The sequence below is a fragment of the Reyranella sp. genome (assembly GCF_050185545.1).
GTDB lineage: Bacteria > Pseudomonadota > Alphaproteobacteria > Reyranellales > Reyranellaceae > Reyranella.
This window is the reverse complement of record NZ_JBFWZI010000197.1, coordinates 1-12,450: the sequence shown is the minus strand read 5'-3', so window position 1 is coordinate 12,450 and position 12,450 is coordinate 1. Positions and strand designations below refer to the sequence as shown.

General features: G+C 68.2%; 14 protein-coding genes and 1 riboswitch. Of the genes, 6 read left to right on the top strand and 8 right to left on the bottom strand.

The annotated features are described in order from the left end of the window. Positions 1–33: 33 nt before the first annotated feature. The 7 genes from AB7O82_RS32115 to AB7O82_RS32085 form a co-directional block, all read right to left on the bottom strand. On the bottom strand, positions 34–1,128 hold the full coding sequence (locus AB7O82_RS32115; protein ID WP_428621141.1) for a branched-chain amino acid aminotransferase: 1,095 nt from the start codon (positions 1,126–1,128) through the stop codon (positions 34–36). A gap of 285 nt (positions 1,129–1,413) precedes the next feature. Then, positions 1,414–2,376: a ThiF family adenylyltransferase gene (locus tag AB7O82_RS32110; protein ID WP_428547052.1), complete on the bottom strand. Its 963-nt coding sequence runs from the start codon at positions 2,374–2,376 to the stop codon at positions 1,414–1,416. Further along, a complete protein-coding gene (locus tag AB7O82_RS32105) occupies positions 2,373–2,978 on the bottom strand; it encodes a thiamine phosphate synthase (protein WP_428547049.1) in 606 nt (201 codons plus the stop codon). Before AB7O82_RS32105 ends, AB7O82_RS32110 begins: the two co-directional genes overlap by 4 nt. Continuing rightward, positions 2,978–3,754, bottom strand: coding sequence for a thiazole synthase (locus AB7O82_RS32100; RefSeq protein ID WP_428547079.1), 777 nt, complete (start codon positions 3,752–3,754; stop codon positions 2,978–2,980). Before AB7O82_RS32100 ends, AB7O82_RS32105 begins: the two co-directional genes overlap by 1 nt. Continuing rightward, positions 3,751–3,948 (bottom strand): sulfur carrier protein ThiS, encoded by a 198-nt coding sequence (gene thiS / locus AB7O82_RS32095; RefSeq protein WP_428547046.1) that lies wholly within the window; start codon positions 3,946–3,948, stop codon positions 3,751–3,753. Before thiS ends, AB7O82_RS32100 begins: the two co-directional genes overlap by 4 nt. Continuing rightward, on the bottom strand, positions 3,917–4,936 hold the full coding sequence (gene thiO / locus AB7O82_RS32090; protein ID WP_428547043.1) for a glycine oxidase ThiO: 1,020 nt from the start codon (positions 4,934–4,936) through the stop codon (positions 3,917–3,919). Before thiO ends, thiS begins: the two co-directional genes overlap by 32 nt. Beyond that, a riboswitch (TPP riboswitch) is annotated at positions 4,934–5,047 on the bottom strand. (Overlaps the previous gene by 3 nt.) Positions 5,048–5,075: 28 nt before the next feature. Beyond that, positions 5,076–6,008 (bottom strand): branched-chain amino acid aminotransferase, encoded by a 933-nt coding sequence (locus tag AB7O82_RS32085; protein ID WP_428547040.1) that lies wholly within the window; start codon positions 6,006–6,008, stop codon positions 5,076–5,078. Between the two features lie 479 nt (positions 6,009–6,487). Here AB7O82_RS32085 and AB7O82_RS32080 point away from each other — a divergent pair, with 479 nt between their 5' ends. The 3 genes from AB7O82_RS32080 to AB7O82_RS32070 are packed head-to-tail and all read left to right on the top strand — an operon-like array spanning position 6,488 to position 9,044. Then, positions 6,488–6,985, top strand: a complete 498-nt coding sequence (locus tag AB7O82_RS32080) for a MarR family winged helix-turn-helix transcriptional regulator (protein ID WP_428547037.1) — start codon at positions 6,488–6,490, stop codon at positions 6,983–6,985. Continuing rightward, positions 6,982–7,692, top strand: coding sequence for a response regulator (locus tag AB7O82_RS32075; protein ID WP_428547034.1), 711 nt, complete (start codon positions 6,982–6,984; stop codon positions 7,690–7,692). The genes AB7O82_RS32080 and AB7O82_RS32075 overlap by 4 nt, the downstream gene beginning before the upstream one ends. Continuing rightward, complete coding sequence (locus AB7O82_RS32070; RefSeq protein WP_428547031.1) at positions 7,689–9,044, top strand: sensor histidine kinase; 1,356 nt, start codon at positions 7,689–7,691, stop codon at positions 9,042–9,044. Before AB7O82_RS32075 ends, AB7O82_RS32070 begins: the two co-directional genes overlap by 4 nt. Positions 9,045–9,236: 192 nt before the next feature. On the opposite strand, the gene gloB is transcribed toward AB7O82_RS32070, so the two are convergent. Continuing rightward, the gene (gene gloB / locus AB7O82_RS32065) at positions 9,237–10,013 is read right to left on the bottom strand and encodes a hydroxyacylglutathione hydrolase (protein ID WP_428547028.1); all 777 of its coding nucleotides are present in this window, start codon (positions 10,011–10,013) and stop codon (positions 9,237–9,239) included. 72 nt (positions 10,014–10,085) lie between these two features. On the opposite strand from gloB, the gene AB7O82_RS32060 reads away from it, so the two are divergent. Genes AB7O82_RS32060 through AB7O82_RS32050 form a run of 3 tightly spaced genes read left to right on the top strand, consistent with a single transcriptional unit; the run spans position 10,086 to position 12,317 of the window. Beyond that, the gene (locus tag AB7O82_RS32060) at positions 10,086–10,862 is read left to right on the top strand and encodes a class I SAM-dependent methyltransferase (protein WP_428547025.1); all 777 of its coding nucleotides are present in this window, start codon (positions 10,086–10,088) and stop codon (positions 10,860–10,862) included. A gap of 44 nt (positions 10,863–10,906) precedes the next feature. Then, entirely contained in the window at positions 10,907–11,839 is a 933-nt protein-coding gene (locus AB7O82_RS32055; protein WP_428547022.1) for a DUF1932 domain-containing protein, read from the top strand. Further along, positions 11,829–12,317 (top strand): YbaK/EbsC family protein, encoded by a 489-nt coding sequence (locus tag AB7O82_RS32050; RefSeq protein WP_428547019.1) that lies wholly within the window; start codon positions 11,829–11,831, stop codon positions 12,315–12,317. Before AB7O82_RS32055 ends, AB7O82_RS32050 begins: the two co-directional genes overlap by 11 nt. Positions 12,318–12,450 lie beyond the last annotated feature (133 nt).

The window sequence follows — 12,450 nt, the reverse complement described above, 5'->3', positions numbered from 1 at the left end:
GGAGTGGCGCGCTCCCGGCCATGACAGCGCTGTCTAAAACACCTTGTGCACCCAGCCGTGCGTGTCCTTGGCGCGGCAGCGCTGGATGTCGATCAGGGTGGCCTTGAGCTTCTCGGTCTGTGCGCCCGAGCCGCCGTTGCCGATGACGAAATCGCCGTCCCTGGACTTGACCGTGCCGATCGGAGTCAGCACGGCGGCGGTGCCGCAGGCGAAGGTCTCGCGCAACCGCCCGCTCGCGGCATCGGCACGCCACTGGTCGAGGGCGTAGGGCTCCTCGCGCACGGGGATCTTCATGTCCCTGGCCAAGGTCAGGATCGAGGCCCGCGTGATGCCCGGCAGAATGGTGCCACCGAGCGGCGGCGTCACCATGGAGCTGTCGTCGAAGACGAAGAAGATGTTCATGCCGCCCAGCTCCTCGATCCAGCGGCGCTCGACGGCGTCGAGGAACACCACCTGCTCGCAGCCGTGCTTGTAGGCGTCCATCTGGGCCATCAGGCTGGCGGCGTAGTTGCCGCCGCACTTGGCGGCGCCGGTGCCGCCCGGCGCGGCACGCGTGAGTTCCTGCTCGACCCAGACTGAGACGGCGCTGTCCTTCGACTTGAAATAGGAGCCGACGGGCGAGGCGATCACGATGAACAGGTATTCCGACGACGGCTTGACGCCCAGGAAGACCTCGTTGGCGAACATGAACGGCCGCAGGTAGAGGCTGCCTTCACCTTCGGGGATCCAATCGCGATCGATGGCGACCAGCCGGTCGACCGCCTCCACGAACGCCGCCTCAGGCAGGCTCGGCATGGCGAGCCGCTCGGCCGACCTGTTGAATCGTCGGGCGTTCTCTTCGGGCCGGAACATCACCGCCCCGCCGTTCGCAATGCGATAGGCCTTGAGTCCCTCGAAGATTTCCTGGCTGTAGTGCAGCACCGCCGAGGCCGGATCCATGGCGATCGGCTCGCGCGGCCCGACCTTGGCGTCGTGCCATCCTTTGCCCTCGCTGTAACGAATCGTGACCATGTGGTCGGTGAAGGCGCGGCCGAAACCCGGGTCGCGCAGGATGGCGGCCCGCTTCTCCGGCGAGGTAGGCGCGGGATGCGGATGGTGGGCGAACTCGATAGGCAAGGTCTGGGACATGGCGCTCTCTTGTTGGGCTTATTTATCGCGCTTGGCGGCGGAAAATGAAGCCCCGATTACACGGTCGCAGTCACCCATCTTGTTGCCCTCCCTGCGCGAAGCGCGGGGAGGTGCCCCCGCAGGGGGTGGAGGGGTCAAGAGCCTCCGTCGAAGCGTCCGTCCATGTCCTTCCGCAAATATGACGTGTACTCAATCGACACATGTGTCGCTCATGACCCCTCCGCCCCCTGCGGGGGCACCTCCCCAACGCAAGCACTGGGAAGTGGGCCGAGCAGGATTGATCGTCTATCCCAGCGCGACCAGCGCGAGATTGGCGTAGCCGCACTCGCGCAATCGGTCGGCGGCGGCCAGCGAACGCTGGCCGCTGCGACAGCACAGGACGATGCGCCGCGACGGCTCCGCCGACAGAGTCGCGACGTGATCGACGTCGAGGCGCAGCGCCCCCGCGAACGGCGAGTGCGGCGCCTCGTCGAGGCCGCGCAGATCGACCACGACATCGTCGTCGTTCACCGCAGCCGGCGCGATGAACGGCACGAAGCTCTCCGGCTCGGGGCTGCCGGTGAAGTCGAAGCCGCCGAAGCCGGGGCGGCGCGCATCGAAGGTGAACACGCGCCCGAGCACGACGGGCTGCAGCCCGAGCAGCAGGTGCAGGGCGAGATGGGCCTGCAGCCCGCCGACCACCGCCACCGCCGTGCCCAGCACGCCGATGGTGGCGCACGTGCCGCCATCCGACGTGATCTCGGGAAACACCGCACGGTAGCTCGGACCGCCGCCGCAGAAGGCGCCGGCATAGCCGCTGAGGCCGACGATCGAGGCGCTGACAAGGGGCTTGCCCGCGTCGTGGCAGGCATCGCTCAGGATGTAGGTGACCGCGAAGCTGTCGGCCGCATCGACCACGAGGTCGGCCGCGGCGACGAGCCCGGCGGCGTTCTGCGGTGTCAGCCGCTCCGCCACCGATTCCGCAACGACGTCCGGGTTGAAGCGCTGCAGGGCCGCGCACGCGCGCTCTGCCTTGAGCTGGCCAAGATCGGCCATCGCATAGAGCGGCTGGCGATGGAGGTTGGTCCCTTCGACCCGGTCGTGATCGACGACGACCAGTCGCCCGACGCCGGCGCCGGCGAGATACTGAAGCACGGGGCAGCCCAGGCCGCCGGCGCCGACTACCAGGACGGATGCTGCGGCCAGTCTCGCCTGCCCCTCCGGGCCGACATCGGCGAGGACGGTTTGTCGGGCGTAGCGGTCGGTCATGACACCCCTCGCGTCGCAGCGATCCAGGCGCGGGCCTGGCCGAGCGGATCGGCGTGGTTGACGACATCGCCGACGACGGCGGCGACATCTGCGCCGCCCGCCAGGCAGAGCAGGGCGCGCTCGAGCGTGAGGCCGCCGATCGCCACCAGCGGGCGCTTGCCAATCAGCCGCTTCCATTCGGCGAGCCGCGCGACACCCTGCGGTGCCCACGGCATCTGCTTGAGCTTGGTCGGATAGATCGGTCCCAGCGCCACGTAGTCGGGATCGATGGCGAGCCCCTTCTCCAACTCGGCGTGATCGTGCGTGCTGACGCCGATGCTGAGGCCGGCCCTGCGCAGCGCCTTCACGTCAGCGTCGAGCAGGTCCCCCTGGCCGAGATGGACATAATCGCAGCCTTCGTCGATCGCCGCCTGCCAGTAGTCGTTGACGATCAGCTGGGCGCCCGCCGCGGTGCAGGCCTGCCTGGCATGCCGGATCTGTCGGCGGATCTCGTCGTCGGGCTGGTCCTTGATGCGCAACTGGATCAGGCGCGTGCCGACCGAGACCAGGCGAGTCACCCAGTCGGCATCGGGCACGACGGGATAGAAGGGGTCGAGCACCATCAGCCTCCCAGAACGGCCCTGCCGATCACGGGGGTCGACGGCTGGGCCATGTCGCGCGGCTCGAGCGGTTGGGCCAGGAAGGCCGTGTGGCCGGCTTCGACGGCGAGGGCGAAGGCGCGCGCCATCGCGACGGGATCGCCCGCCTCGGCGACGGCCGTGTTGAGCAGGACGGCGTCGTATCCCAGCTCCATCGCCGCAGCGGCGTGCGAGGGCACGCCCAGCCCGGCATCGACCACCAGGGGGATGTCGGGAAAGTGTGCGCGCAGGGAGCGCAGCCCGTAGACATTGTTGAGGCCGCGCGCTGAGCCGATCGGCGCGCCCCACGGCATCAGCACCCGACATCCCGCCTCGACCAGGCGGTCGGCAACGACCAGATCCTCGGTGGTGTAGGGAAACACCTCGAAGCCGTCCTGCGCCAGGATGCGCGCCGCCTCGACCAGGCCGAAGATTTCGGGCTGCAGGGTGTCGGCATCACCGATCACTTCGAGCTTGATCCAGGTCGTGTCGAACAGCTCGCGCGCCATGTGGGCTGTGGTCACGGCTTCCTGGACCGAGTGGCAGCCCGCCGTGTTGGGCAGCACGCGCAGGCCGAGCGACTGTACGAACGACCAGAAACTCTGCCCGGCGCGGCTGGCGCCGCCTTCACGGCGGACCGACACTGTGACGATCTCCGCACCGGACTCCTTGATCGCCCGCTCGAGCACGGCCGGCGAGGGATAGCGCGCCGTGCCGAGCAGCAGGCGCGAGGAGACTTCTACGCCGTAGAACACGATCAGCCTCCCTGCATCGGCGCCACCACCTCGATGCGATCGCCGTCGGCGAGCCTGGTCGCCGGGCGCGCCGCGGCGGCAACGAAGCGTCCGTTCACCGCCGTTGCGATCTTGCGGCCGCCGAAGCCCAGCGCTTCGAGCGCCGCGGCCAGCGTGCCCGGATCGATCTCATGCACGTCGTCGTTGAGGAAAATCCGCATGACTGACCTCCGATTTCAATTCTCCCCGGGTGATGGCGTCGGCAACCCAGCGCGCCAGCGTCGGCGCGAGCAGGAAGCCATGTCGGAACAGCCCGTTGGCGTGCAGAACGCCCGCGCTGCGCCGGAGCTGCGGCAGATTGTTTGGAAAGGCCGGGCGCAGGTCGGCACCGAGCTCGACGATCTCGGCCTCGCCGAAGGCGGGATGCAGCGCGTATGCGGCGCTCAGCAGCTCCATCGCCGAGCGAACGCTGATCGGGCCGCGGTGCTCGCCTTCGATCATGGTCGCGCCGATCATGAACAGGCCGTTGCCGCGCGGCACGATGTAGAGCGGCAACCGCGGATGCAACAGCCGCACCGGCCGCGACAAGTCGACATCGGGCGAGCGCACGACGATCATTTCGCCGCGCACGCCGCGCAGGTCGGGCAGAACATCGCGCGCGGCGTAACCACGGCAGTCGACGATGATCTCCTCCCCGGCAGCGCGCACAGGATGCTCGACGCCGAACCCGATTGCCACGCCGCGACGACCAAGATTGTCGGCAAGCGCGGCCAGGGCGCCGCGCGGATCGAGATGCGCCTCGTCGGGAAAGAACAGGGCACGCCGGAACCGGCCTGCCAGCGCCGGCTCGAGGCCGACAATGGCGTCGCCCTCGAGCCATTGAAAGCGCTCGGTGCGCTGGGCGAAGCGCGTCAGGTCGGTGGCGTCGCGCGGTTGCGCCACCACGAGGCTGCCGCGCCGCCCGGTGCCCGCGTAGCGCCGTGACCACCAATCGATCGAGGTGGCGCCCCAGGCGGCAACCTCCGGCTCGGTGGTGGCGCGCTCGCACCACGGCGCCAGCATGCCGCCCGCCATCCAGGAGCAACAGCCGTCGCCGAGCGCCTGGCCGCGCTCGACCACCGCGACGGAGAGGCCTCGCTCGGCGAGCTCGAGCGCACACGCGAGACCGGCAACCCCGGCGCCTATGACAATGACGGATGACCTGGCCAATCGATGAACTCCCGTTCCTTCGCCGGCATGATCCGGATCAGGTTCAAAGGGTTCAGCCCATCGGCTGTCTCAGCCCAGTCTCACGGAGACCGGGCACCCCTCGGACGTCATCGAAGCAAAGTGCAGAGCGCCTGCGCTGTCAAGCGGCGAGCGAGGCACCCGCGGGTGCGAGATGCGTCGATTCGCCGAAGCCTTCGCAGTCCGCCTGGCGCACCAGCTTCTGGAAGTCCGCCATCAACGTGCGTGCGTAGGGCCCGGACTGGTAGTGGTGACCATCGACCGAGCCCACCGGCACGATCTCGGCAGCAGTGCCGCACAGGAATACCTCGCTGGCGTCAGCCAGTTCCTGCGGCTTCACAGGACGCTCCTCGACGGTCCAGCCTCGCTTCCTCGCCATGCCCATGACGGCGCGGCGGGTGATGCCGTCGAGAAAGTTTTCCGCCAGTGGCGTCACCAGCGTGCCGTCGATCACCAGGAAGATGTTCGCGCCGGTCGATTCGGCGAGGTCGCCCTTCCAGTCGAGCATCAGGGCGTCGTCGAAGCCGGCCTTGAGGGCGCGGTCCTTCTCGATGCCGCAGATGATGTAGAGGCCGGCGACCTTGGCGTGGCCCGGCGCGAAATCGGCCGACGGGCGGCGGTATTTCGCCATGGTGACGTTGATGCCGGACTCGCGCGCCAGCACCGAAAGCCGGCCCTCCTGGGCCCACGGCGCGATGGCGAGGTGCACCGAGGTGCCGATGCCCGACACGCCCAGCACCTCCGTACCACGCCAAGCTATCGGCCGGACGTAGCCCGCCTGCAGGCCGTTCGCCTTGACGACCTCGCGCGTGGCCGCCTCGATCTGCTCGCGCCTCCACGGAATCTCGTAGTCGAGCAGCCGGGCCGAGTTGATCAGCCGCGCGCTGTGCGCGGCCAGACGGAAAATCCGCCCGTCATAGATGCGCTCGCCCTCGAACACGGCCGAGCCGTAATGCAGCGCATGGGTCAGCACATGCATGCGGCTGTCGCGCCACGGCACCAGCCTGCCGTCCAGCCAGATGAACCCGTCGCGGTCTTCCATCGATAAGGACATTGCTCTTCCTCCCAGAGAAAGATTCCAAAGCGATCATTCAAGGTCACCCTACGGCAACCTTGTGTCTTAATAGGTCAGTATTACTGACCTTGTCAATAATCATGTCCAAATCGATCCAATATCTTTCCCAGCTCTGCTGGGGAGACCCCCCAGCGCGCGTGCACCACGATGCTGAGAAGATCGGGGCGGTACCCGCCCCGATCTTCATAGGAGCGTCTTCGGGGACGGAGGGGGTAATGATTTGTGCGCTGGGAGCGCGTCACGAGAGGCGAAGTAACCTCCGCCAACGATGGCGCGCTCATGCTCTTCCGGACCGCGGGCAACTTGCCCGCTCAAGAGTCAAGAGCGGGCAAGATGCCCGCGGTCCGGAAGAGCATGAGCGTCACGGAAGTGACGCGCCCCTAGGGTGTCAAGGCAACGCGCCGCCTCTATAGTCGCGGTTTACGACCAGAACCGACCGGAACTCGGCACAGCATTGCATGGTGGACACGAAACCTCCCGCTAACCCTCTGTTCCTCCGCGAGGAGGAGCTGCGCCAGGGCATCGAGCTGATGTTCTATGCCTACCGCGACTTCACGTTCGAATCGGACCAGCAGCTCAAGCGCTACCAGCTGGGCCGGGCGCATCATCGCGCGCTCTACTTCATCGGCCGCCATCCCGGCCAGACCGTCGGCCACCTGCTGTCGATCCTCAAGGTCACCAAGCAATCAATCTCGCGCGTGCTGAAGGACCTGATTGGCCAAGCCTATGTCGAGCAGAAGAGCGGCGCCCGCGACCGCCGCGAACGCCTGCTGTGGCTCACCGAGAAGGGCCAGAAGCTCGAGCGCGAGCTGACCGAGCGCCAGAGCCAGCGGTTCGCCCGCGCCTACCGAGAGACCGGCGCCGACGCCGTCGACGGCTTCCGCAAGGTCCTGCTCGGCCTGCTCGATTCCCCCGAGCGCGCCATCGTCGACAAGCGCGTGCGGGGCGGACGATGAGCCTGCTCGACAGCGCGGTCGACAAGCCGCATGTCCTGGTGGTCGACGACGACACGCGCCTGCGCGGGTTGCTGAACACGTTCCTGTCGAAGAGCGGCTTTCGCGTCACTACCGCGAGCAACGCCGCCGAGGCGCGCCAGCGCCTGAGCGCGCTCGACTTCGACCTGATCGTGCTCGACGTCATGATGCCGGGCGAGAGCGGCCTCGAGTTCGCCGGCGAGCTGCGCCGATCCGACGACGTGCCGATCCTGATGCTGACCGCGATGGCAGACCCCAAGGACCGCATCGCCGGGCTCGAGCAGGGAGTCGACGACTATCTCGGCAAGCCGTTCGACCCGCGCGAGCTGCTGCTGCGCATCCAGAACATCTTGCGGCGCAACAAGCCGCAGGCGCCGGCGAGCGCCGAGGCTCCGCGGCAGGTGTCGTTCGGCCCGTTCCGGTTCGACCTCGAGGTCGGCGAGCTCGCCCAGGACGGCAAGCGGGTGGCCCTGACCGAGACCGAAACGGCCCTGCTGCGCGCGCTTGCCACCCGTCTCGGCGAGGCGGTGAGCAGAGAGGCGCTGTGCAGGATCGTCGGCAGCGCCGTCAACGAACGGGCAATCGACGTCCAGGTGACCCGGCTCAGGCGCAAGATCGAGCCCGACCCGTCGTTTCCGCGCTACCTGCGCACGGTCCGCGGCCAGGGTTATCGACTGGTCGACGCATGATCCCGGGCGCGGTCCGCGACGCCTTCGAACGCATTGCCCGCCTCGCCGACCGGCATTCCCCGCAGACGCTGTTCGCGCGCGCGCTGATCATCATCGTCGTGCCCATGCTGCTCCTGCAGGCATTGTCGGCGTGGTGGTTCTACAGCCAGCGCGGCGACAACGTGACCAACCGCCTGGCCATCCTGCTGGTGCGCGACCTGCGCCTGCTGATCGCGCTGCACTCGGACTTCCCGGACGACGCCCATCGCGACTGGATCCTGCGCCGCTCGGCGCAGGACCTGCTGCTGTTCGTCAGCTTCCGCAAGGGTATCGTGAAGCCGTTCAAGCAGCCGGAGTACTTCGACATCGCCGCGCGCGAGGTGCAGGGCGCGCTGGACGCCGATCTCAAGCGGCCGTTCTACATCGACAACAATGTCGGCGGCGGCCAGATGCTGGTCGAGATCCAGCTCAACGACGGCGACGTGATGGACGTCCTGGTGCCGCACGTACGCCTCACCTTCGGCTCGAGCTTCGCCTACGTGATCGCCCAGCTCGGCCTGGCGCTGGTGCTGTTCGGCCTGGCGATCTGGTTCATGCATCGCGAGCTGGTACCGATCCAGCATCTCGGCGTGGCCGCCGATGCGCTGGGCAAGGGACGCGACATTCCCGACTTCGCCTTCTCCGGCGGCACCCGCGAGGTGCGCAACGCCGCCACCGCCTTCCAGACCATGCGCATCCGCCTGCGCCGCTCGATTCAGCAGCGCACCGAGATGCTGGCCGGCGTCAGCCACGATCTGCGCACGCCGCTCACCCGCATGAAGCTGTCGCTCGCCCTGCTGCCCGAATCGCCCGAAAGCAAGGAACTGGCCGACGACGTGCTCGACATGGAACGGATGATCGAAGGCTACCTGGCGTTCGCCCGCGGCGAGGGCGACGAGGAGCCCGGTCCGGTCGACCTGTCGGAGATCCTCGAGGACGTGGCCGCCGGGGCCCGGCGCAACAACGCCGATGTCGAGGTCGGCTGGCAGGGCGACATGAATGTCGAGCTGCGCGAGCTCGCCATGAAACGCTGCCTCAACAATCTCGTGTCCAACGCGCTGCGCTACGGCACCAAGGTGCGCCTCAACGCCCAGCGCGGCCGCACCTCGGTCGAGATCACGATCGACGACAATGGCCCCGGCATTCCGCCCGACAAGTACGAGGACGTCTTTCGACCGTTCTTCCGGCTCGACGAATCGCGCAACGTCGAGACCGGCGGCGTGGGCCTCGGCCTCACCATCGCGCGCGACGTGGCGCGCAGCCATGGCGGCGACGTCGCCCTCGACGCCTCGCCGCTCGGCGGCCTGCGCGTGATCGTGCGGATTCCGGTTTAGGGAATCCTCCCCAGCTTCGCTGCGGAGGTGTCCGCGTCTTCGCGGACGGAGGGGTCATGACTCAAGCGGATCGCAGGCGTCCCGCGCGCTCACAAGAAGAGTGGGCGGGACGCCCGCGGTCCGCATGAGTCCATGACCCCTCCGCCCCGTATGACGAGGCACCTCCCCAGCGAAGACGCTGGGGAGGAGGCCCTACCGAAACACGTCCTTGCGGTGGCGCACCGCTGCGAACACGGCGACCGGGTCGCCGTCGGACAGGCCGACGGCACGCTGCACGGCGGGCACGTCGGCGCGCAGGAAGGGATTGGTGGCCTTCTCCTCGCCGAGCAGCGACGGCACCGTCGCCTCGCCGCGCGCCCGCGCGGCATCGATCGCGGCCGAACGTTCCTGCAGCCTCGTGTTGTCGGTCTCGACGGTCAGGGCAAAGCGTGCGTTCGACTGGGTGTATTCGTGCGCGCAGTAAACCCGCATGTCGTCCGGCAACGCGCGCAGGCGGCCGAGCGAGGTCCACATCTGGGCGGCCGTTCCCTCGAACAGCCGGCCGCAGCCCAGGGCGAACAGCGTGTCGCCGCAGAACAACGCCTTCTGCTCACGGAAGGCGAAAGCGATATGGCCGCTGGTGTGGCCGGGCACGAAGAACACTTCGGCCTCCGCCTCGCCGAAACGGTAGCGGTCGCCGTCATCGACCTCGATGTCGATTCCGGGGATTCTCGCCCGGTCGCGGCGCGGGCCGACGATGGTGCAGCCGGTGGCCTCCTTGATCTCGCGGTTGCCGCCGACATGGTCGCCGTGATGGTGGGTGTTGAGGATGTGCGTGATCTTCCAGCGCCGCCTGGCCGCCTCGGCGAGGACCGGCCCGGCCACGGCCGGATCGATCACGCCGACTGCGCCGCTCTGCGGCTCGCGCATCAACCACACGTAATTGTCGTTGAGGACGGGGATACGAACGATCTCTAGCGTGGTGCTCATGGCGGCGACGCTAGCAAAGCTCCCTTGCAACCGCCATGGCCGCGGAGGCGTGGAGTCTGCTAAGATAACCCCATGTGGACGGACGTCCTCGATCTCAACGATTTCTACCGCAGCACGCTCGGTCAGATGACGACTCGCCTGCTGCGCGCCCGGCTGCGCGAAGTGTGGCCCAACGTCCGCGGCGAGACGGTGCTGGGCCTGGGTTATGCCACGCCGTTCCTGCGCCCGTTCGCCGAGGAGGCCGAGTGCACGATCGCCTTCATGCCCGCGCCGCAGGGCGTAACCCGCTGGCCGCGCGAGGGCCGCAACCGCACCGCCCTGGTCGACGAGATGGACCTGCCGCTCGCCGACCGCTCGGTCGACCGTGTCGTGCTGGTGCACGCGGTCGAATGCACCGAGCGGGTGCGGCCGATGCTGCGCGAGATCTGGCGCGTGATGGTCGATGGCGGGCGCCTGCTCGTCGTCACGCCGACGCGTGCCGGCCTGTGGTCGCAGATCGACCGCTCGCCGTTCTACCAGGGGCATCCCTACTCGGCCGCGCAGCTTGCCGGGCTGCTGCGCGCCAACATGTTCGCGCCGCTGCAGCAGACACGTGCGCTGTTCATGCCGCCGACCCACTCGCGGCTGGCCCTGCGCATGGCGCCGACCGTCGAGCGTTTCGGCCGGCGCTGGCTCGGCCGCTTCGCCGGTGTCTGCGTCATCGAGGCCGGCAAGCAGCTCTATGCCGGTATCGCCGAACGCAGCCAGACGGCCGCGCAGGCCGTGGCCCGGCCGAAGCTGCGCATTGCCAGCTCGCGCGATACGCACGCCGCGCGCAACTCGGGCGACGGTGAAGCGCCGGCCTCCTGAGCTTTTCCGGAAATCATCCTACCGAACGTCACGAGGGCATTCGCATGTCGCTATCTCCGCGCGTCATCGCGCTGTTGGGCTTTGGCGAGGCCGGGTCGGCGATCGCCCGCGGATTGTGCGCCGACGGCGGCTGGCGCGGTCCCGCGCGGCCGGGCGACAACGCGCCGCGCCGCGTCATCGCCATCGACACCGCGCTCGACAAGGACGCACGCGGCACGGCGCTCGGTAAGGAGGCGCGCCGACTCGATGTCGCGATCGAAGGCCGCTACACCGAAGCACTGAGCGACGCCGACCTCGTGATCTGCGCCGTCCAGGGCGAGCATGCGCTGGAGGCGGCCGAGGCCGCCGCGCCGCTGCTCAAGAAGGGCGCGCACTATCTCGACCTCTGCACGGTGACCGGCCGCATGTCCGACGAGGACCGCGCGCCGATCGAGGCAGCGGGCGGACGCTACATCGACATCGCCGTGATGGGCGGCTTCTTCAAGCACGGCATCAAGGCGCCCATGCTGGTCGCCGGCGAGGACGTCGAGACGATCGTCGCCTGGATGAACGCGAGCGGTTTCGACGCCAAGGTGCTGGGTGCGAAGCCCGGCAGCGCCTCGTCAGTGAAGATGATCCGCAGCGTGCTGATCAAGGGCGTCGAGGCGCTGGGCGTGGAAGCCTATGTCGCCGCCGAGCGCCAGGGCATCCTCGAGGAGGTCATGGGCTGCATGGGCGACGTCGACAAGGTCGGCTTCGGCAAGTTCGTGGGCACACTGGTGCAGACCCATGTCGTGCATGCGCACCGTCGTTGGGAGGAGATGGGTTTGGTCAGCCAAACCCTGCGCGAGACCGGCGTCGATCCACTGATGACCGAAGCGATCGAGCGCAGCCTTCGCCGTTCCGTCGATGCCGGAATCGCGCCTTCCGACGGCAGGGTGCCAAATTTCGACGAAGCGTTGAAAGTCCTTTCGGAGAAGGTGATCCGTGGCCGCTGATGTTTTCGACCAGCTGGTGACGCTGCTGAGCGACGCCAAGGCGAAGTTCCGGGTGATCGAGCACGAGCCCGAGGGCCGGTCGGAAGCGATCAGCGTCATTCGCGGCAACCGGCCCGGCCAGGCCGCCAAGGCGATGGTGCTCGACCTGCGCGGCGGCGGCAGCGGCAAGCGCCACGTGCTCGCCATCCTGCCCGGCAACCGCAAGCTCGACTTCAATGCGGTCGCGACCCTGTTCGAGGCGCGCAAATGCGGCTTCGCCTCACCCGACACCGCCCAGACGCTCACCGGCTGCGTCATGGGCTCGGTGCCGCCGTTCTCGCTCGATCCTTCGCTTGCCATCGTCGTCGACCAGGGGCTTCTGGCCAACGAAACGCTGTTCTTCAATGCCGGCCGCCTCGACCGCTCGATGGAACTCGACACCAAGGACTGGCTGGCCGTGGCCCGGCCACGAGTGGCCAAGATCGCCGCCGATGGCTGAGAACTGGCGGTTCGCGCCAGTCAGCGAGGCCGATTTCGAGCCGTTGCTGGAGATCCGCATAGAGGTGATGCGCGAGCATCTCGAGCGCGTTTTCCGCTACGAGCCCGAGCGGGCGCGACGGGTCTTCCGCGAG